The sequence below is a fragment of the Pseudomonas sp. TUM25319 genome, assembly GCF_056388475.1.
Genome location: NZ_CM150751.1, coordinates 4,858,340 through 4,876,520 on the forward strand (window position 1 = coordinate 4,858,340; position 18,181 = coordinate 4,876,520).

The window sequence follows — 18,181 nt, forward strand, 5'->3', positions numbered from 1 at the left end:
GCACGGTAAAACCTCCAGTTAACTCAAGGTCAAGAGAATCTTTCATGGAAGACAAAAGCCTCAGCGTCGGTCAGCTCGCCGCACGCAGCGGCGTGGCGGTGACCGCGTTGCATTTCTACGAAAGCAAAGGGCTGATCTTCAGTACCCGCAGCGCTGGCAATCAGCGGCGCTTTCCGCGGGAGACCCTGCGCCGGGTGGCGGTGATCAAGATGGCGCAACGCCTCGGCCTGCCGCTGTCGAGCATTCATGACGCCCTGAGCAGCCTGCCGAGCCATCGCGCGCCGAGCGCTGCGGACTGGCGGCGGCTGTCAGCGCAATGGCGTGACGACCTGACCGAACGGATCGAAAACCTGATGATGCTGCGCGACCAGCTCGACGGCTGCATCGGCTGCGGCTGCATGTCGATGCAGAGCTGTCCGCTGCGCAATTACCAGGACCAGTTGGCCGAGCAGGGTCCCGGCCCGCACCCGCCAGCGTCCACGCAGAATCAGTGACTCAAGCCTGACCCGTGACCTGGCGTCGGTAGTCGCTTGGCGCCAGCCCGGTGACCTTGTGAAACACCTTGCGAAAAGCACCCGGGTCCTGATAGCCGACGCCCCAGGCGATCTGATCGATGCTGCGGCGGGTGAATTCCAGCATGCGGCAGGCCCGGCCGACCCGGACTTGCTGACAGTATTCGGTCGGTTTCAACCCTGTGGCGCTGCGAAAGCGCCGCAGAAAAGTACGCTCCTCCAGCCCGGCACATTCGGCCATCACCGCAACACTGACCTCCCGCGCCCCGGTGCTCTGCAGCCAGTGCTGGACCTTCAACACCGCTTCGTCGCCGTGATCCAGACGCGGGCTGAAAGTGCTGCCGGCCGGTTTCAGCTGAATTCGCTCCACCGCCAGAAAACGCGCGGTTTCCGCTGCGAGGGTCTGCCCCAGGAAGCGCTCCACCAGGTTCAGTCCCACGTCGGTCCAGGCCATGAGCCCGGCACTGGTGATCACATCGCCGTCGTCCAGCAGCGGAACATTGGCCTCCACTTTCACCTGCGGGAAACGCTCGGCCAGCGATTGGGCAAAGGTCCAGTGGGTCGACGCCGAACGGCCATCGATCAGGCCACTGGCGGCGATGAAGAACACGCCGACACAGACCGAGGCAAGCAATGCGCCGTCGGCGTGCCAGTCGCGCAATTGCTGGCGATGGCGCTCGAGTGTCTGCGTGCTCAATTCCGAACCGAGGCTGGGCGGCACGATCATCGCGCGCGGTTTATGACTTGCCCGCGGGTGGCTGTCGAAGGTCGTCGCCAGACGGCCCTCCACTTCCTGCCAGTGACACACCCGCAATGGCGCAAGCTGCCGGGCGCCCATGTCGATGGCCACGCGATTGGCCACTGCGAACAGGTCGGTCAGGCCATGCACCGCCGCTTGCTGCGCCCCCGGGTACACCAGGATGCCGATCTCGGTCGGCTCGCCCGTACAGGTCATTGTCAGTTTTTCCCGTCAAATTGTCGGTCGCGCCAATCTTCAGAAGCGCCGGGCAAGCCTATAACTATCCACCACAACGTCACCATCCTTCTGAGGAAGCAACATGAGCAAGCACGCCCTGATCATCATCGACATCCAGAACGACTATTTCCCCGGCGGCAAGTGGACGCTGGCCGGTGTCGAAGCTGCCGCTGACAATGCCGCCAAGGCTCTGGCCGCGGCCCGCGCCAGAGGCGACCTGGTGGTGCACGTGCGGCATGAGTTCGAATCCGCCGACGCGCCCTTCTTCGTGCCGGGTTCGGAAGGCGCGCGGATTCATTCGAAGGTGGCGGTGGCCGAAGGCGAAGCGGTCGTGCTCAAGCACAAGGTCAACGCCTTCCTCGACACACCACTGCCGGGCCTGCTCGAAGAACAGCGGATCACCGACCTGACCATCGTCGGCAACATGAGCCACGTCTGTGTCGACGGCGCCACCCGCGCCGCATCAGACCTCGGCTACAACGTCACCGTACTGCACGACGCCTGCGCCAGCCGCGACCTTGAATTCAACGGCGTGAACGTGCCGGCAGCCCAAGTACATGCGGCCTACATGGCCGCATTGGCGTTCGGCTACGCCAAGGTGATCTCCACCGAGCAATGGCTGGCTGCCTGAGTCAGATCACCACATTGCGTACAAAACGCACGGCCACCTCGCCGTCGTTGCGATAACCATGGGCACGGTTGCTGGCGTAGCTGATGAACTCGCCGGCAACCAGCCGCTGCTCCTGGCCGTCGATCAACAGGGTCAGGCAACCCTCGAAGACGAAGATCTGCTCGCTGAAGCCCTCGGGGTCGCAGTGGGTGACGTAGTGCTCGCCCGGCTCCAGGCGCCACTCCCACAGCTCCACTTCGCGGCGCGCCGGCGTGCTGGCCAGCAGTACCGCCTTGCTGCCGGCATACTCGCCAGCCCAGGCCAGCTCGTTGATGCGACTGGAATCACGGTTGTCCGGCGCCTTGATCAGATCGCTGAACGCTACGCCGAGGGCTTCGGCGATCAGGTCGAGCGTCGACAGGCTGACATTCTTCTCCCCGGCCTCGATCGCCACCAGCATGCGCCGGCTCACGCCCGAACGCTCGGCCAGGGCGCTCTGGCTCAGCCCGGCATCGTGCCGCAGGCGGCGCACATTCTGACTGACGTGTTGCAAGACAGACGCGCGCGAATTGGAATCTTTGTCCACGTAGATGCTCACTCGAAGGGATTTGCGCAGTATACTGCCCAACTTTGCCGCGCATTGTGCGTCGCCTCTTCTTTCGTGTGCAAGCTCATGACCACTCCCAATCCCGCGCGTCCCGCTTTCACGTTCCGCCTGAGCAAGGCAGAACTGGTCCTGGTGTTCATCACCATGCTGTGGGGCGGCACCTTCCTGATCGTGCACAACGTCATGACCGTCAGCGGTCCGATGTTCTTCGTCGGCCTGCGTTTCGCCGCCGCCGCGCTGTTCGTCGGCGCCATCTGTTTCCGCTCGCTGCCGGGGCTGACCCTGCTGGAACTGAAGGCCGGAGTGTTGATCGGGGTGTCGATCATGCTCGGCTATGGCTTGCAGACCGTGGGGTTGCAGACCATCAGCAGCAGCCAGTCGGCGTTCATCACCGCGCTCTACGTGCCCTTCGTGCCGCTGCTGCAATGGCTGGTACTGGGCCGTCGTCCCGGACTGATGCCCAGCCTCGGTATTGCCCTCGCGTTCTCCGGCCTGATGCTGCTGGCCGGCCCGACCGGGGGTTCGGTGCACTTCAGCGCTGGCGAAATCGCCACCCTGGTGAGCGCCGTGGCAATTGCCGCCGAAATCATTCTGATCGGCAACTACGCCGGAAAAGTCGATGTACGCCGGGTCACCGTGGTGCAACTGGCCACCGCGTCGGCGCTGTCGTTCATGATGGTGGTCCCGACCCAGGAACGCCTGCCGGATTTCTCGTGGCTGCTGCTGACTTCCGCGATCGGCCTCGGCGCCATGAGTGCGGTGATCCAGGTTGCAATGAACTGGGCACAGAAGTCGGTTTCACCCACACGCGCTACGCTGATCTACGCCGGTGAACCGGTCTGGGCGGGAATTGTCGGACGTATCGCCGGTGACCGTCTTCCGGGCCTGGCCCTGATCGGTGGCGCACTGATCGTCATCGCCGTGGTGGTGAGTGAGTTGAAGATCAGACGTCAGGAAGAAAAACCGGCGATGTCCACCGCCGACGAGAAGGAGGCCGACCCGGGCGTTTGAAGGAAACCGGGTTCTCGTCATGCGGAAACTGTTATAAGAAAAAAGATTTTTCTTACAATTCTTGTAGGATTCTGCGACAGCTTCGAGGTTGGTGATCCCCGAGCCGTTCCGTATGATCTCCTGCAAATTTCCGCAGATTAGATATCTATGTCCTTGATAGTTCTACTGCTTCTGCCGTTTGTTGGGAGCTGTCTGGCAGGTGTCCTGCCGCACAACGCGCGTAACTCGGAGTCGCTGCTGGCCGGCCTCGTGGCCCTGGTCGGCACCGTGCAGGTCGCCATGCTGTATCCGCAGATCGCCGATGGCGGCGTGATCCGCGAGGAAATCCTCTGGCTGCCGAGCATGGGGCTCAACGTCATCCTGCGCATGGATGGTTTCGCCTGGCTGTTCTCCTTGCTGGTGCTGGGCATCGGCACGCTGGTGTCGCTGTACGCGCGCTACTACATGTCACCGCAAGACCCGGTACCACGCTTTTTCGCCTTCTTCCTCGCCTTCATGGGCGCCATGCTGGGCCTGGTGATCTCCGGCAACCTGATCCAGATCGTGTTCTTCTGGGAACTCACCAGCCTGTTTTCCTTCCTGCTGATCGGCTACTGGCACCACCGCGCCGACGCCCGCCGTGGCGCCTACATGGCGCTGATGGTCACCGGAGCCGGCGGCCTGTGCCTGCTGGCAGGGGTGATCCTGCTCGGCCATGTGGTCGGCAGCTATGACCTGGACCGCGTGCTGGCGTCCGGCGACGCCATCCGCAACCACGCCCTGTACCCGGTCCTGCTGCCACTTATCCTGCTGGGTGCCCTGAGCAAGAGCGCGCAATTCCCCTTCCACTTCTGGCTGCCCCACGCGATGGCGGCCCCCACCCCGGTGTCGGCGTACCTGCACTCGGCAACCATGGTCAAGGCCGGGGTCTTTCTTCTGGCGCGGCTCTGGCCGGTACTTTCCGGCAGCGAGGAATGGTTCTGGATCGTCGGCGGCGCCGGGGCCTGCACCCTGTTGCTGGGCGCCTACGCGGCCATGTTCCAGAACGACCTCAAGGGCCTGCTGGCCTATTCCACCATCAGCCACCTCGGCCTGATCACCCTGCTGCTGGGTCTCAACAGCCCGCTGGCGGCCGTGGCGGCGGTGTTCCATATCCTCAACCACGCCACCTTCAAAGCCTCGCTGTTCATGGCCGCGGGGATCATTGACCACGAAAGCGGCACCCGCGACATCCGCAAGCTCAGCGGCCTGTTCCGCCTGATTCCCTTTACCGCCACCCTGGCCATGGTCGCCAGTGCGTCGATGGCCGGGGTGCCGTTGATGAACGGTTTCCTGTCGAAAGAGATGTTCTTCGCCGAGACGGTGTTCATTACCTCCACGGCCTGGGTCGAAACCACCCTGCCGATCATCGCTACGCTGGCCGGTACCTTCAGCGTGGCCTACGCCTTGCGTTTCACCGTGGACGTGTTCTTCGGCCCGACCGCCACCGACCTGCCCCACACCCCGCACGAACCGCCGCGCTGGATGCGCGCACCGGTCGAGCTGCTGGTGCTGACCTGCCTGGTGGTGGGCATTTTCCCCGCCCAGTCGGTCGGCCCACTATTGGCTGCCGCAGCACTGCCCGTGGTCGGCGGCACTCTGCCGGAATACAGCCTGGCAGTCTGGCACGGCTGGAACGCCCCGCTGATGATGAGCCTGATCGCCATGTGCGGCGGCATCCTGCTCTATCTGGTATTGCGTGCGCAGTTGCGCCAGGGCCGCTTCCGCTATCCGCCAGTGATCGAGCGGTTCAACGGCAAGCGCCTGTTCGAACACGCCCAGGTGTTGCTGATGCGCACCGCGCGGCGGATCGAGCGGGTGCTCACCACCCGGCGCCTGCAGAAGCAGCTGTTCATGCTGGTGCTGGCGGCACTGCTGGCCGGCATGACGCCGCTGCTCTACCACGGCATGAGCTGGGGCGACCGGCCGAAGATCCCGGGCTCCGGGGTGTTCGTCATGCTCTGGCTGATCGCCATCGCCTGCGCCATCGGCGCCGCCTGGCAGGCCAAGTACCACCGTCTCGCGGCGCTGATCATGGTCAGCGTCTGCGGCCTGATGACCTGCATCACCTTCGTCTGGTTCTCCGCGCCAGACCTGGCCCTGACCCAACTGGTGGTAGAAGTGGTCACGACCGTGCTGATCCTGCTCGGCCTGCGCTGGCTGCCACGACGTATCGAAGGCGTCTCGCCGCTGGCCGGCTCCCAGGAGCGGGCACGCCTGCGCCGTCTGCGCGACCTGGTGCTGGCGGTACTGGTGGGCGGTGGCATGGCGGCGTTGTCGTACGCGATGCTTACCCGGCCGACGCCGAACGTCATCTCGTCCTTCTACCTCAGTCGCGCCTTGCCGGAGGGCGGGGGCACCAACGTGGTCAATGTGATGCTGGTGGACTTCCGTGGCTTCGATACCCTCGGCGAGATCACCGTGCTGGTGGCCGTGGCCCTGACCGTATTCGCCCTCCTGCGCCGCTTCCGTCCGCCGAAGGAAAGCATCCAGCTCCCGGCCCAGCAGCGTTCGCTGGCACCGGACATGGTCACCGACCTGGTCAACCCGCGGCACGCTGCCGACACTGCCCTGGGCTTCATGATGGTGCCGGCGGTGCTGGTGCGCCTGCTGCTGCCGATGGCGCTGCTGGTGTCGATGTACCTGTTCATGCGCGGCCACAACCAGCCGGGCGGCGGCTTCGTCGCCGGCCTGGTGATGTCGGTGGCCTTCATCCTCCAGTACATGGTCGCCGGCACCCAGTGGGTCGAGGCGCAGATGAGCCTGCGGCCGCTGCGCTGGATGGGTACCGGGCTGCTCTGCGCCACGCTCACCGGCGTCGGCGCGCTGTTCTTCGGCTACCCGTTCCTCACCACCCACACCGCCCACCTGCACCTGCCGGTGCTGGGTGATCTGCACGTAGCCAGCGCGCTGTTCTTCGATGTCGGCGTGTTCACCGTGGTCGTCGGCTCGACGCTGCTGATCCTCACCGCCCTGGCGCACCAGTCGGTACGTGCGCATCGTCCACCGAAAACCACCGTTCAAGGAGCCAGCTGATGGAAGAAGTCATCGCAATCGCCATCGGCGTGCTCGCCGCCTCGGGCGTCTGGCTGATCCTGCGCCCGAGGACCTACCAGGTAATCATGGGCCTGTGCCTGCTGTCCTACGGGGTCAATCTGTTCATCTTCAGCATGGGCAGCCTGTTCATCGGCAAGGAACCCATCATCAAGGACGGCGTGCCGCAGGACCTGCTCAACTACACCGATCCGCTGCCCCAGGCGCTGGTTCTGACGGCCATCGTCATCAGCTTCGCCATGACCGCACTGTTCCTTGTGGTGCTGCTGGCATCCCGGGGCTTGACCGGCACTGACCATGTCGATGGACGGGAGCCGAACGAATGAGTGTCATGCAACAACTGATCGTCGCGCCCATCCTGCTGCCGCTGCTGACCGCGTCTCTGTTGCTGCTGCTCGGCGAGAAACGCCGACCGCTGAAGGCCCGGATCAACCTGCTGTCGACCCTCGCCGGCCTCGGGGTCGCCATCAGCCTGCTGCTGTGGGTGAAGGACCAAGGCCAGGCCACCTCCATCGGGGTCTACCTGCCGGGCAACTGGGCTGCCCCGTTCGGCATCGTGCTGGTGCTCGATCGGCTGTCGGCGCTGATGCTGGTGCTGACCGGTGTGGTCGGCAGCAGCGCCCTGCTCTTTGCCCTCGCCCGCTGGGACCGTGCTGGCGCCAGTTTCCACGCGCTGTTCCAGATCCAGTTGATGGGGCTGTACGGCGCATTCCTCACGGGTGACCTGTTCAACCTGTTCGTGTTCTTCGAAGTGCTGCTGGCGGCGTCCTACGGCTTGCTGCTGCACGGGTCGGGACGCTCGCGGGTCAAGGCCGGCCTGCACTATATCGCCATCAACCTGTTCGCCTCGTCGCTGTTCCTGATCGGCGCGGCCATGCTCTACGGCGTCACCGGTACCCTGAACATGGCCGACCTGGCGGTGAAGATCCCGCTGGTGTCGGAGGCCGATCGTGGCCTGTTGCACGCCGGCGCGGCAATCCTCGCCATCGCCTTCCTCGCCAAGGCCGGTATCTGGCCACTGAACTTCTGGCTGGTGCCGGCCTATTCCTCGGCCAGCGCGCCTGTGGCGGCGTTGTTCGCGATCATGACCAAGGTCGGCATCTACACCTTGCTGCGCCTCTGGACCCTGCTGTTTTCCGGGGAGGCCGGCGCTTCGGCGTTTTTTGGCGGGCAGTGGCTGGTCTACGGCGGCCTGGCGACCCTGGCCTGTGCGGCGGTCTCGATCCTCGCCGCCCAGCGCCTGGAACGCATGGCCAGCCTGAGCATCCTGGTTTCGGCCGGCACGCTGCTGGCGGCCATTGGCTTCGGCCAGGCCGCGATCACCTCCGCAGCGCTGTTCTACCTGGTCAGCTCGACCCTGGCGTTGTGCGCATTGTTCATGCTCGCCGAGCTGATCGAACGCTCGCGCTCGGCCAACCAGGTGCCTGACGAGGAAGAAGAAGACCTGATGCCTTCACCGCTGGAATCGCTGCAGCCGCCCAAGGGCATCAACCTTGATGACGAGCAGAAAGCCGTGGTCGGCCAGGTCATTCCCTGGACGATGGCCTTCCTCGGCTTCAGCTTCATCGCCTGCGCCCTGCTGGTGATCGGCATGCCACCACTGTCGGGTTTCGTCGGCAAGTTCAGCCTGATCACTGCGCTGTTCAACCCGCAAGGCCTGGGCGCCACGGCCGAGCAGCCGGTCGCGCCCGCCACCTGGGGGCTGGTAGCCCTGCTGGTGCTGTCCGGCCTGGCATCGCTGATCGCTCTGGTACGGGTCGGCATCCAACGCTTCTGGACGCCCCAGGAGCGCCCGTCGCCGTTGCTGCGGATGTATGAGTGCGTGCCTATCGTCGCCCTGCTCGGTCTGTGCGTCGTGCTCAGCCTGTGGGCCGAACCCCTGATGCGCTACGCCCAGGACACCGCCGCCAGTCTCAAGGACCCGGCCGTCTATATCGAGGCGGTGCTCGGCACTCGCTCCATCCCGGGTCCGACCACCCTCGACAGCCTCAGGCAGGTGCAGCCATGAACCGACTCTTTCCCGCGCCGTTGCTGTCCCTGTCCCTGGCCGTGCTGTGGCTGGTCCTCAACCTGTCGGTGAGCCCGGGCAACATCCTGCTGGCGATCCTGCTGGGGATTCTCGCGCCATTGCTGATGGCGCCCTTGCGGCCGCTGCAGGCGCGCATCCGTCGTCCCGGCACCATCGTTCGCCTGATTCTGCGGGTCGGCCTGGATGTGCTGGTGTCCAACCTGCAGGTGTTCCGCAGCGTCTGGACCCTGGACCGCAAGCCGCCACGCTCGCAGTTCGTGCACATTCCCCTGGACCTGCGCGACGCCCACGGCCTGGCGGCCCTGTCGATGATCACCACGGTGGTTCCCGGCACGGTCTGGTCGGAGCTGGCACTGAACCGCAGCGTGCTGCTGCTGCACGTCTTCGATCTGGACGATGAGGCCGCCTTCATCGACCACTTCAAGACCACTTATGAACGTCCGCTGATGGAGATCTTCGAATGACGGGGCTGCTCGCCAACGCCATCATCGCCAGCCTGTTCATCTTCGCCATCGCCATGGCCCTGACCCTGGTCCGCGTATTCCGCGGGCCATCGGCCCAGGACCGGGTGCTGGCGCTGGACTATCTGTACATGCTGGGGATGCTGACCATGCTGGTGCTGGGTATCCGCTATGCCAGCGATACCTACTTCGAGGGGGCGCTGCTGATCGCGCTGTTCGGCTTCGTGGGCTCGTTCGCCCTGGCCAAGTTCCTGCTGCGTGGCGAGGTGATCGAATGACCGCTCCGGTATTGCCGTTCTGGCTGGAGCTGCTGACCGCAGCACTGATTCTGGCCAGCAGCCTGTTCGCCCTGACCGGCGCCCTGGGCCTGCTGCGCCTGAAGGACTTCTTCCAGCGCATGCATCCACCGGCCCTGGCCTCGACCTTCGGAGCGTGGTGCGTGTCGCTGGCCTCGATCCTGTACTTTTCCGGACTGAAGGAAACCCCGGTACTGCACGCCTGGCTGATTCCCATCCTGCTGTCGATCACCGTACCGGTGACCACCCTGCTGCTGGCCCGTACCGCGCTGTTTCGCAAGCGCATGGCCGGCGAGGATGTACCCGGCGAAGTCAGCAGCGGGCCCGACCAGGCCCGCTAATCCTGGGCTCCGGTCAGGCGCTGCAACTCGCGCCTGACCATCGCGGCATATTCGGCCGGCTCGAGCTGATACAACTGACCAGCCACCCAGGTCAGCCACTGCCCTTGCAATTCATCGCGACGCGCCAGCCACTGGCGCGCCTGCTCCTCGGCGCGCGACTGATGGGCAGTGTGAAACTCGCGGCGTCCGCTCACTCGCTGGCCTTGAAGGTCAGCTCGCCCTTGCGCCACTTGGCGGCCTTGGCGGTGGCGGCCTTCAGGATCTTCGAGAGGCCCTCGGTCAGGCGTTCACGCGCCGCGAACACCGTGACCACGCCGCTGCCTTCACGGAACACGATGCCCTCGCCTTCCGGCACCGTGACAAAGGCATAGTCGCGGTCCCCGTAGACGGTCTGCTTGATGTCGCGGAAACGGATCTCGAGCTTGCCACCCTCGCGGCTTGGCAGCACGGCGGCGCGGAAATGGTCGCCGACTTTCAGTTCGAGACCTTGCTTGTCGTCGACCACCAGCGCCTCGGCGGTGTCGATTTCGGCCATGTACAGGCCTTCGGGACTCTGCTCGGTCACGTAGACGTACTGCGACTGAAACTGTTTGACCAGTTTGCTGCGAAGATCGCCCAGCACGAACAGGGTATGCATATCCAGATTGCTGACTGCCAATGAAAATTCCTCAAACCGATGTCACAGCGGCGCACGGGCGAAAAGGATCCACGGGAACGCCGTTCTTCAAATGCGAAGTCCGAAAGACTAATGATATGGAACTAAAAAGTAGCGGCTAATTGGCGTCTCGCACTGTGGGAAAACGCACTTTTCCTTGCCAGCTTTTGTCCGGCGATGAACGTTCCAGGGAGAGTTTCGCTGGGCCGGTACACAGTCTCTGACAGCTAACGAGCGAAGAAATGCAGTCGCTGCAGGAACAGGAAATGGAATATGCCCGAAAACACGGAAACCCGTCGAGGGTTTTTAAGTAATAAGCAATAAGCTGCAAGCTGCAAGCTGCAAGCTGCAAGCTGCAAGAAACACATCCTGCGTCGATGCGCCCTCTTGCCGCTTGCCGCTTGAAGCTTCCGGTGGCTAAGGCATCCTTTCCGGACGATAGCCTAGCCGCAGCCCGCCCCAGTGCCGGCCATCGACCTTGATCGGCACGGACAGATCGTGCATCAGCTCGCCGGTATCGCGGGTATAGGTCTGCAGCAGGACCTTCTGCTGATGGCTGCCGCAGCGGATGCCGGTGCGGTCATCGAACTTGCGCTTGCTGCGGTTATGGGCGGTATCGGTGGCCTCGTCACCGGTGAGCGGCTGGTTGAAGGCATTGTTGTGGGTCGGCACATACCCCTGCTGGGTGCAGGCGATCACATAGATCAGCCCTTCGTGCTCCTTGAGCAGCGGCTCCTGGATACCCGGCAGGACCTGATCGGTGTAGTGGTCGAAGCGGGTCCGGTAGCGTGCTGGTCGAGTGCCGGGCAGCAACTGATACTGGCGGTCGAACAGGTCATCGAGGCTGACGCGCCCCTCGCGGATATCCGCCTCGAAGCGCTCGGCGATCTGCTGGGCGCCGCGTCGGGCCAGATCGAATACCCGCTGGTGATACTCATCCAGCCCGACCTCCGCCAGGCGCTCGCTGATGCTCTCGGCCTGCCCTTCCATCTGCACCGCGGCTTGAGCCAGGCGCTGGGTCTGCTGGTCACTGGCCGCCAGGTCGCTGCGCATCTGCTCCACTGCCTGGAACAGGCTGTCGAGCTGGGTGCGGGTAGACTCGGTGCCTTCGGCGATCTCGGTGATCTGGTCTTCGACGCCCGCCGCCAGGCCGGCGATGCTGTCCAGTTGCTCGCCGGTGTGCTCCACCTGGCCGACGCCGCTGTGCAGGTCGTCCGAGAGCTGGCGGATCTGCTCCACCACCTGGGCGGTACGCTGCTGGATTTCGGCGACCATCAGGCCGACTTCCTCGGTGGCGCTGGCGGTACGCCCGGCCAGCCCTCGCACTTCGTCGGCCACCACCGCGAAACCACGGCCATGTTCGCCGGCGCGGGCCGCCTCGATGGCAGCGTTAAGGGCCAACAGGTTGGTCTGGCTGGCGATCGCCTGAATCACCAGGGTCACGCGGGCGATGTCCTCGCTACGCTGGTGCAGGGCCTCGATGAGCTCGCGGCTTTCGTTGGCGCGGGAACTGAGCACATGCATCAACTGGATCGACTGCGCCAGCACGGTACGCCCGGCAGCGCTGCTTTCGTGAGCCTGCTGGGCGGCAACCAGTGCGTCGCGGCTGAGCTGGGAGGTGACCTTCTCGGTGCCGATCATCACCTCGGCGCTGCTGACAATCCGCGCTGCCGAGGCCAGTTGCGATTGCAGCTTCTCGGCCAGTTGCTTGACCGAATAGGCGACACCGGCGGCCGACAGCGCATTGTGGCTGGTGCTCTGTGCCAGGTCGCGGGTCAGTTCGGCGAGAGGGTCGCCGGTCGCCACCGCTTCGACGCGTGGGCGGCTGCGCAGATGAGGCAGCCAGAGCGCCAGCAGGGCCAGGGGCAGGCAGAACCAGAACGAGATATCGGCAAAGGCCATGGCCGCCAGCAACACCACCACGACCAGGCTCTGCAACAGCGTGCCCGACCAGCCGCGCGCTGCCTTCGGTGACGGGTCTGGTTTTGCCAGGCTGGCTGGCAGAGATCCTTCTCGCATCATGACTATGGCTCCGCTTGTTATTGTCGGGCCATTAAACGCCACTACAACGCCATTAGCCATGCTTCCTTTGGCGTAAGCCTGTCGGGTCTTGATTCAGGACAATATCCTTTTCGTCGTGGACGCTGCGGTGATGGGGGTGTGACGGAGTGCAGGGCAGCAAAACCACTACCCAAAAAACCAAAAACCCCGGACCTGAGGCCCGGGGTTCTCGCCAACCACCGCGTCAATCAGACCTGACGCTGGTGCTTGTCCAGCTGCTCATGGCGCTCTTGCGCTTCGATACAGTATTTGGTGGTCGGACTGATCAGCAGACGCTTGAGCCCGATCGGCTCGCCGCTGTCATCGCACCAGCCAAAGCTGTCGTCGGCGATACGATCCAGAGCCATCTCCAGTTGCGGCAGCAGACGCTGGTCACGCTCGATGGCGTTGACCAGCCAGTGGCGCTCTTCTTCAACCGAGGCGGCATCGGCAGGATCGGCAGGCGAGTCCAGGCTTTCGATGGTTACACGGCTCTGCTCGATGCGCTCCTGGGTTTCCACCTTCATCTGCTTCAGCAGATCGGCGAAGAAAGCCTGTTGCTCGGCGTTCATGTAGTCATCGGCCGGCATGGCCAGCAACTTTTCCTTTGTCATTGATTTCTCTAATAAAAATACGTGCATTTAGGCGAATCGGGTGCCGTGGCGGCAAGGCCACCGACAGCGGAATTCTTCAAGCACCGACAGGCACTCAATTTACAGGGGGCGGCAGTCTAAGGCCGAGCCTCGTGACGGGCAACAGAAAAGACAGTGGTTTTGTCCGAAAAGCCCCTGTGCCCTGGCGACTCTGGCGCCAAGGGCAGCGTTTATAGCAAAAAAGGTCTCGCCTCGTGAAGCTCGGCCATGCCCGCTTATCCGAGCAACTGGCTGAGTACCGCACGCAACTTGCCGGGCTTGACCGGTTTGTTGAGCAACGGCGCGCCCAGGCGCTGCATGGCGCGGCGGCTCTGGTCGCTGCGATCGGCGGTGATCATCACGGCGGGAATCGCAGTGCCGAAATGCTTGCGCAGGTCACGCACTACCTCACATCCGGTTACACCATGGTCGAGGTGGAAATCCGCCAGCACCAGCTCCGGCGGCTGGCCTTGCAAGACGTGCAGGGCGGCTTCGCGATCGGTCGCGGTCAGCACGTCGCAGCCCCACTGGCCCAGTAAGGCGGCCATGCTCTGCAGGATGCTGGTTTCGTTGTCCAGCACCAGCAGACGGCGTCCTGGCAGCGGATCGCCCAGAGCCGGCTGCGGCACACTGGGTGCGACCACCGGACGCGGGGCTTCCTGCGACAAGGGCACGTCGATGCTGAACACCGAACCCCGCCCTGGCCAGGACCGCACCCGCACCTGGCAGTCGAGAATCCGCGCGATGCGCTCGACGATCGCCAGACCCAGGCCGACGCCCTTGCGGTCGGCGGCGCGGCCGACATCCAACTGGTTGAACTCCAGAAAGATCGACTCCAGGCGGTCGGCGGCGATACCCCGGCCGCTGTCCCACACCTCCAGGCGCACCACCGCGCCGTGTCGCCGCGCACCGAGCAGGATGCGGCCCTGCTCGGTATAGCGGCAGGCATTGCTGAGGAAGTTGCGCAGGATCCGGGTCAACAGGCGGATATCGCTGCGAATCATCAACGAGCCGCTGCGCATCCTCAGGCTCAGCCCGGCCGCTTCGGCCACCGGCTGGAACTCCGACGCCAGCGGCCCGAGCAACTCGTCCAGGTGGTAGAGGTCGAGGTCCGGCTTGATCGCCGCCTGGTCGAGACGGGAGATGTCCAGCAGGTCGGTCAGCAGATCCTCGGCGCCTTCCAGCGCCTGGTGCGCGCGTTCCACCAGTACCTGCTCGGCGTCCGGCAGGCGGCGCTCGCGCAGCGTCGAGATCAGCAGCCGGGCGGCGTTGAGCGGCTGCAGCAGGTCGTGACTGGCCGCAGCGAGGTATTTGTCCTTGCTGCGGTTGGCGGCCTGGGCGGCATCCCGGGCCTCGATCAACTGGTTGGTGCGCTCGGCGACGCGCTGTTCCAGCTCGTCATTGAGTTGCTGCAGGCGGGCGTGATGTTGCTTGCGCTCGGTGATATCGGCGACGAAGCCCTCCACCACGCCCTCCTCGTCCGGCCGCAGCAGCAGGTTCATCAGTACATCGATGCTGGTGCCGTCCTTGCGCTGCAACTGGGTCTCGTAACCAAGCAAGGCACGCTCGCGCTGCAATTCCTGGACGATCGCCAGCAACTCGGCCTCGCCACCGACGAACAGGTGCCCGGCAAGGTCGGTACGGGCCAGCAGCAGTTGCTGCGGGTCGGCGTAGCCAAGCATGCGCGCCATGGCCGGGTTGGCGGCGCGCAGGCCGTCCTCGAGGCTGGCCTGGAAGATACCGTGCACCGCGTGCTCGAACAGCCAGGTGTAGCGGTTGCGCTCGGTTTCCAGCTCGTCGAGGCGCGCCGCCAGCTCCGGGTAGTGACTCTTGCGGACGGTGTGGTTGCTCAGCCCCAGCAGCCCGGCCAACGCGGCGTCGCGAGGTTCAGAGGGCCTCGCCATACACCACCTCGACGTCGCGCAGGCTCGACGCCCGCGGGTTGGTGAGGATGCACGGGTCATCCATCGCATGCTGCGACAGGAACGGGATATCGCTGCCGCTCACCCCGTGCAGGCCGAGCGTCTCATGGAAGCCGACGGCATGCTTGAGGGCGATCAGGTGCTCCACCAGGCGCTTGCGGATCTGATTGTGGTTGAGCCCGCGACAGTCGATGCCGAGGGTTTCGGCGATGATTTTGAAACGGTCCGGCGCAGCGCTGTAGTTGAATGCCACCACATGCTCCACCAGCACCGCATTGCACAGCCCGTGGGGCAGGTCGAGGAAGCCGCCCAGGCTATGGGACATGGCGTGTACCGCACCGAGGATGGCATTGGAGAACGCCAGCCCGGCCTGCATGCTGCCGAGCATGATCGATTCACGCAGGGCGATGTCGCCGGGGTTGGCGATCATCTGCACCAGGTTGCCATTGATCAGGCGCATGGCTTCCAGGGCGTGGGTGTCGGTCAGCGGCCCGTGGCCGGTGGAGACGAAGGCTTCGATGGCGTGCACCAGTGCATCGATGCCGGTACAGGCGGACAGGAACGGGTCCATGCTCAGGGTGGTTTCCGGGTCGATCAGCGACACGTCGGGCACCACCGCCTTGCTGACGATGGAGAACTTCATCCGCTCCTGCTGGTTGGAGATGATCACGAACTGCGAGACATCCGCCGAGGTGCCGGCGGTGGTGGGAATCAGGATCAGTGGCGGGCTCGGCACGCGGATGGTGTCGACCCCTTCGAACTCGAGAATGTGCCGGCCGTGGGCGACCACGATGCCGATGCCCTTGGCGCAATCCATCGGGCTGCCACCGCCAACCGCGACGATCACGTCGCACTGTTCGCTGCGGTAGCGCTCGGCGCCGTTCATCACTTCTTCGATGCGCGGGTTGGGCGAGACCTCGCTGTAGAGGGTGTATTCGATACCCTGGCCCTGCAGGCTGGCTTCGATATCGGCGACCCAGCCGGCCTTGATCACGCCGGGGTCGCTGACCAGCAGCACCTTGCGCGCACCGAAGGTCCGGGCGTAATTGGCGACATGGTGACGGCAGCCGGCGCCAAAGATGATTTCGGGGGAGACGAACTTACGCAACTGGCTCAGGTTCGGGCTCATGCAACGCCTTCTTGTTCTTTTTGGGATAGCGCCAGCCTAAAGCAACGGGAGGGGAATGCAATGCGACCTTCGAAACGGCAGCGCCGGCCACTGACATCAGCGGCCGGCGCCAGAGGGATCAACGGTTGGCGAAGTACATGGTCACTTCGAAACCGATACGCAGATCAGTGAACGCAGGTTTTTTCCACATAGGCCCATCCTCGTCTGGCACCACGGGTTCGTGGTGCTTCTAGTGATACACCGTTTCCGGCGTGTGTCGAATGCTACTTTGGAAGCGTTTTGCTGCAACTCCGGGCGATCAGAAGAAGCCCAGCGGGTTGATGTCGTAGCTGACCAGCAGGTTCTTGGTCTGCTGGTAGTGGTCGAGCATCATCTTGTGGGTCTCGCGACCGACACCGGATTTCTTGTAGCCACCGAACGCGGCATGTGCCGGGTACAGATGGTAGCAGTTGGTCCATACACGACCGGCCTTGATGCCGCGGCCCATGCGGTAGGCCCGGTTGATGTCGCGGGTCCAGACGCCGGCGCCGAGGCCGAATTCGGTGTCGTTGGCGATCGCCAGGGCCTCGGCTTCGTCCTTGAAGGTGGTCACGCCCACTACCGGGCCGAAGATCTCTTCCTGGAACACGCGCATGCCGTTGTGGCCCTTGAGCAGGGTCGGCTGGATGTAGTAGCCGCTGGACAGGTCGCCGGCCAGTTGCTCGCTGTCGCCGCCGGTGAGGATCTCGGCACCTTCTTCGCGGGCGATCTGCAGGTAGGAAAGGATCTTGTCGTACTGCTGCTCGGAAGCCTGGGCGCCGACCATGGTCTCGGTGTCCAGCGGGTTGCCGCGCTTGATCTGCTTGACCTTCTTCAGCACCTCCTGCATGAACTGCGGGTAGATCGACTCCTGCACCAGGGCGCGGGACGGGCAGGTGCAGACTTCGCCCTGGTTGAAGAACGCGAGCACCAGGCCCTCGGCAGCCTTCTCGATGAAAGAGGGTTCGGCCTGCATGATGTCTTCGAAGAAGATGTTCGGCGACTTGCCGCCCAGCTCGACGGTGGACGGAATGATGTTCTCGGCGGCGCACTTCATGATGTGCGAGCCCACCGGGGTGGAGCCGGTGAAGGCGATCTTGGCGATGCGTTTGTTGGTGGCCAGCGCCTCGCCGGCTTCGCGGCCGAAGCCCTGGACGATGTTCAGCACGCCCGGCGGCAGCAGGTCGCCGACCAGCTCGATGAAGACGGTGATCGACAGCGGCGTCTGCTCGGCCGGCTTGAGCACGATGCAGTTGCCGGCGGCCAGGGCCGGGGCGAGTTTCCAGGCGGCCATCAGCAGCGGGAAGTTCCACGGGATGATCTGCCCGACCACGCCCAGCGGCTCGTGGAAGTGATAGGCGGCGGTGGTGTCGTTGATCTCGGCGGCGCTGCCTTCCTGGGCGCGGATGCAGCCGGCGAAATAGCGGAAATGGTCGGCGGCCAGCGGTACGTCGGCGTTGAGGGTTTCGCGGATGGCCTTGCCGTTGTCCCAGGTTTCGGCCAGGGCCAGCACTTCGAGGTTCTGCTCGATGCGGTCGGCGATTTTCAGCAGGATGTTGGAGCGGTCCTGGACCGATGTACGGCCCCAGGCATCGGCGGCGGCATGGGCGGCATCCAGGGCCTTTTCGATGTCGTCGGCACCGGAGCGCGGGAATTCGGCGATCAGTTGGCCGTTCACCGGCGAGGTGTTGCTGAAGTACTGGCCGCTCAGCGGCTGGACGAATTCACCACCGATGTAGTTGCCGTAGCGGGGTTTGAACGAAACGATGGAATCCGGAGTGCCGGGAGCTGCGTAGATCATGGTGTAGGGCCTCTGCTGAACGGCGCCCGTCGCTGATGACAGGCAGTGACTGGATGTTAGTCAGCCACG

At 64.3% G+C, this 18,181-nt stretch carries 19 protein-coding genes; 9 read left to right on the forward strand and 10 right to left on the reverse strand.

Annotated elements, in window-relative coordinates; genetic code table 11:
* Positions 1–44 precede the first annotated feature (44 nt).
* Positions 45–494 carry a redox-sensitive transcriptional activator SoxR gene (gene soxR / locus AC05QJ_RS22095; protein ID WP_476743400.1) on the forward strand — a complete coding sequence of 150 codons (450 nt, stop codon included), beginning with the start codon at positions 45–47 and terminating at the stop codon, positions 492–494.
* A 1-nt stretch (position 495) separates the two neighbouring features.
* Here soxR and AC05QJ_RS22100 read toward each other — a convergent pair whose 3' ends face one another.
* The gene (locus AC05QJ_RS22100; RefSeq protein WP_476743401.1) at positions 496–1,467 is read right to left on the reverse strand and encodes a GlxA family transcriptional regulator; all 972 of its coding nucleotides are present in this window, start codon (positions 1,465–1,467) and stop codon (positions 496–498) included.
* 103 nt (positions 1,468–1,570) lie between these two features.
* Between AC05QJ_RS22100 and AC05QJ_RS22105 the strand changes: the two genes are divergently transcribed.
* Positions 1,571–2,119 (forward strand): cysteine hydrolase family protein, encoded by a 549-nt coding sequence (locus tag AC05QJ_RS22105; protein WP_476743402.1) that lies wholly within the window; start codon positions 1,571–1,573, stop codon positions 2,117–2,119.
* A 1-nt stretch (position 2,120) separates the two neighbouring features.
* Here AC05QJ_RS22105 and AC05QJ_RS22110 read toward each other — a convergent pair whose 3' ends face one another.
* Complete coding sequence (locus tag AC05QJ_RS22110; protein ID WP_476743403.1) at positions 2,121–2,684, reverse strand: helix-turn-helix domain-containing protein; 564 nt, start codon at positions 2,682–2,684, stop codon at positions 2,121–2,123.
* A gap of 87 nt (positions 2,685–2,771) precedes the next feature.
* On the opposite strand from AC05QJ_RS22110, the gene AC05QJ_RS22115 reads away from it, so the two are divergent.
* From AC05QJ_RS22115 to AC05QJ_RS22145, 7 genes are all read left to right on the forward strand, one after another.
* On the forward strand, positions 2,772–3,716 hold the full coding sequence (locus tag AC05QJ_RS22115; RefSeq protein ID WP_476743404.1) for a DMT family transporter: 945 nt from the start codon (positions 2,772–2,774) through the stop codon (positions 3,714–3,716).
* A gap of 147 nt (positions 3,717–3,863) precedes the next feature.
* Positions 3,864–6,770, forward strand: a complete 2,907-nt coding sequence (locus AC05QJ_RS22120; protein ID WP_476743405.1) for a monovalent cation/H+ antiporter subunit A — start codon at positions 3,864–3,866, stop codon at positions 6,768–6,770.
* Positions 6,770–7,114 carry a Na+/H+ antiporter subunit C gene (locus tag AC05QJ_RS22125; protein WP_476743406.1) on the forward strand — a complete coding sequence of 115 codons (345 nt, stop codon included), beginning with the start codon at positions 6,770–6,772 and terminating at the stop codon, positions 7,112–7,114. The genes AC05QJ_RS22120 and AC05QJ_RS22125 overlap by 1 nt, the downstream gene beginning before the upstream one ends.
* Positions 7,111–8,796 (forward strand): monovalent cation/H+ antiporter subunit D, encoded by a 1,686-nt coding sequence (locus AC05QJ_RS22130; protein ID WP_476743407.1) that lies wholly within the window; start codon positions 7,111–7,113, stop codon positions 8,794–8,796. The genes AC05QJ_RS22125 and AC05QJ_RS22130 overlap by 4 nt, the downstream gene beginning before the upstream one ends.
* A complete protein-coding gene (locus AC05QJ_RS22135) occupies positions 8,793–9,281 on the forward strand; it encodes a Na+/H+ antiporter subunit E (protein ID WP_476743408.1) in 489 nt (162 codons plus the stop codon). Before AC05QJ_RS22130 ends, AC05QJ_RS22135 begins: the two co-directional genes overlap by 4 nt.
* Positions 9,278–9,556 carry a K+/H+ antiporter subunit F gene (locus AC05QJ_RS22140; RefSeq protein WP_428579895.1) on the forward strand — a complete coding sequence of 93 codons (279 nt, stop codon included), beginning with the start codon at positions 9,278–9,280 and terminating at the stop codon, positions 9,554–9,556. The genes AC05QJ_RS22135 and AC05QJ_RS22140 overlap by 4 nt, the downstream gene beginning before the upstream one ends.
* Positions 9,553–9,915: a Na+/H+ antiporter subunit G gene (locus tag AC05QJ_RS22145; RefSeq protein WP_476743409.1), complete on the forward strand. Its 363-nt coding sequence runs from the start codon at positions 9,553–9,555 to the stop codon at positions 9,913–9,915. Before AC05QJ_RS22140 ends, AC05QJ_RS22145 begins: the two co-directional genes overlap by 4 nt.
* Here AC05QJ_RS22145 and AC05QJ_RS22150 read toward each other — a convergent pair.
* The 8 genes from AC05QJ_RS22150 to exaC form a co-directional block, all read right to left on the reverse strand.
* A complete protein-coding gene (locus AC05QJ_RS22150; RefSeq protein ID WP_476743410.1) occupies positions 9,912–10,109 on the reverse strand; it encodes a hypothetical protein in 198 nt (65 codons plus the stop codon). The genes AC05QJ_RS22145 and AC05QJ_RS22150 overlap by 4 nt on opposite strands.
* Positions 10,106–10,573 carry a hypothetical protein gene (locus AC05QJ_RS22155; protein WP_476743411.1) on the reverse strand — a complete coding sequence of 156 codons (468 nt, stop codon included), beginning with the start codon at positions 10,571–10,573 and terminating at the stop codon, positions 10,106–10,108. Before AC05QJ_RS22155 ends, AC05QJ_RS22150 begins: the two co-directional genes overlap by 4 nt.
* 414 nt (positions 10,574–10,987) lie before the next feature.
* A complete protein-coding gene (locus tag AC05QJ_RS22160; protein ID WP_476743412.1) occupies positions 10,988–12,652 on the reverse strand; it encodes a methyl-accepting chemotaxis protein in 1,665 nt (554 codons plus the stop codon).
* Positions 12,653–12,819: 167 nt separating this feature from the next.
* Complete coding sequence (locus tag AC05QJ_RS22165) at positions 12,820–13,224, reverse strand: TraR/DksA family transcriptional regulator (RefSeq protein WP_476743413.1); 405 nt, start codon at positions 13,222–13,224, stop codon at positions 12,820–12,822.
* A 254-nt stretch (positions 13,225–13,478) separates the two neighbouring features.
* The gene (locus AC05QJ_RS22170) at positions 13,479–15,146 is read right to left on the reverse strand and encodes a PAS domain-containing hybrid sensor histidine kinase/response regulator (RefSeq protein ID WP_476743414.1); all 1,668 of its coding nucleotides are present in this window, start codon (positions 15,144–15,146) and stop codon (positions 13,479–13,481) included.
* Positions 15,130–16,293 carry an alcohol dehydrogenase-like regulatory protein ErcA gene (ercA, locus tag AC05QJ_RS22175; protein ID WP_476743415.1) on the reverse strand — a complete coding sequence of 388 codons (1,164 nt, stop codon included), beginning with the start codon at positions 16,291–16,293 and terminating at the stop codon, positions 15,130–15,132. The genes AC05QJ_RS22170 and ercA overlap by 17 nt, the downstream gene beginning before the upstream one ends.
* Positions 16,294–16,411: 118 nt before the next feature.
* On the reverse strand, positions 16,412–16,483 hold the full coding sequence (gene pqqA, locus AC05QJ_RS22180; RefSeq protein WP_009394664.1) for a pyrroloquinoline quinone precursor peptide PqqA: 72 nt from the start codon (positions 16,481–16,483) through the stop codon (positions 16,412–16,414).
* A 108-nt stretch (positions 16,484–16,591) separates the two neighbouring features.
* Entirely contained in the window at positions 16,592–18,112 is a 1,521-nt protein-coding gene (gene exaC / locus AC05QJ_RS22185) for an acetaldehyde dehydrogenase ExaC (RefSeq protein ID WP_476743416.1), read from the reverse strand.
* Between the last annotated feature and the right edge of the window lie 69 nt (positions 18,113–18,181).

Bases quoted from the DNA above. Each gene is read 5' to 3' on its own strand.
- AC05QJ_RS22130 (WP_476743407.1), top strand. From the start codon at position 7,111: ATGAGTGTCATGCAACAACTGATCGTCGCGCCCATCCTGCTGCCGCTG.
- soxR (WP_476743400.1), top strand. From the start codon at position 45: ATGGAAGACAAAAGCCTCAGCGTCGGTCAGCTCGCCGCACGCAGCGGC.
- AC05QJ_RS22170 (WP_476743414.1), bottom strand. From the start codon at position 15,146: ATGGCGAGGCCCTCTGAACCTCGCGACGCCGCGTTGGCCGGGCTGCTG.
- exaC (WP_476743416.1), bottom strand. From the start codon at position 18,112: ATGATCTACGCAGCTCCCGGCACTCCGGATTCCATCGTTTCGTTCAAA.
- AC05QJ_RS22115 (WP_476743404.1), top strand. From the start codon at position 2,772: ATGACCACTCCCAATCCCGCGCGTCCCGCTTTCACGTTCCGCCTGAGC.
- AC05QJ_RS22165 (WP_476743413.1), bottom strand. From the start codon at position 13,224: ATGACAAAGGAAAAGTTGCTGGCCATGCCGGCCGATGACTACATGAAC.
- AC05QJ_RS22125 (WP_476743406.1), top strand. From the start codon at position 6,770: ATGGAAGAAGTCATCGCAATCGCCATCGGCGTGCTCGCCGCCTCGGGC.
- AC05QJ_RS22105 (WP_476743402.1), top strand. From the start codon at position 1,571: ATGAGCAAGCACGCCCTGATCATCATCGACATCCAGAACGACTATTTC.
- ercA (WP_476743415.1), bottom strand. From the start codon at position 16,293: ATGAGCCCGAACCTGAGCCAGTTGCGTAAGTTCGTCTCCCCCGAAATC.
- AC05QJ_RS22160 (WP_476743412.1), bottom strand. From the start codon at position 12,652: ATGGCTAATGGCGTTGTAGTGGCGTTTAATGGCCCGACAATAACAAGC.
- AC05QJ_RS22140 (WP_428579895.1), top strand. From the start codon at position 9,278: ATGACGGGGCTGCTCGCCAACGCCATCATCGCCAGCCTGTTCATCTTC.
- AC05QJ_RS22100 (WP_476743401.1), bottom strand. From the start codon at position 1,467: ATGACCTGTACGGGCGAGCCGACCGAGATCGGCATCCTGGTGTACCCG.
- AC05QJ_RS22120 (WP_476743405.1), top strand. From the start codon at position 3,864: ATGTCCTTGATAGTTCTACTGCTTCTGCCGTTTGTTGGGAGCTGTCTG.
- AC05QJ_RS22145 (WP_476743409.1), top strand. From the start codon at position 9,553: ATGACCGCTCCGGTATTGCCGTTCTGGCTGGAGCTGCTGACCGCAGCA.
- AC05QJ_RS22135 (WP_476743408.1), top strand. From the start codon at position 8,793: ATGAACCGACTCTTTCCCGCGCCGTTGCTGTCCCTGTCCCTGGCCGTG.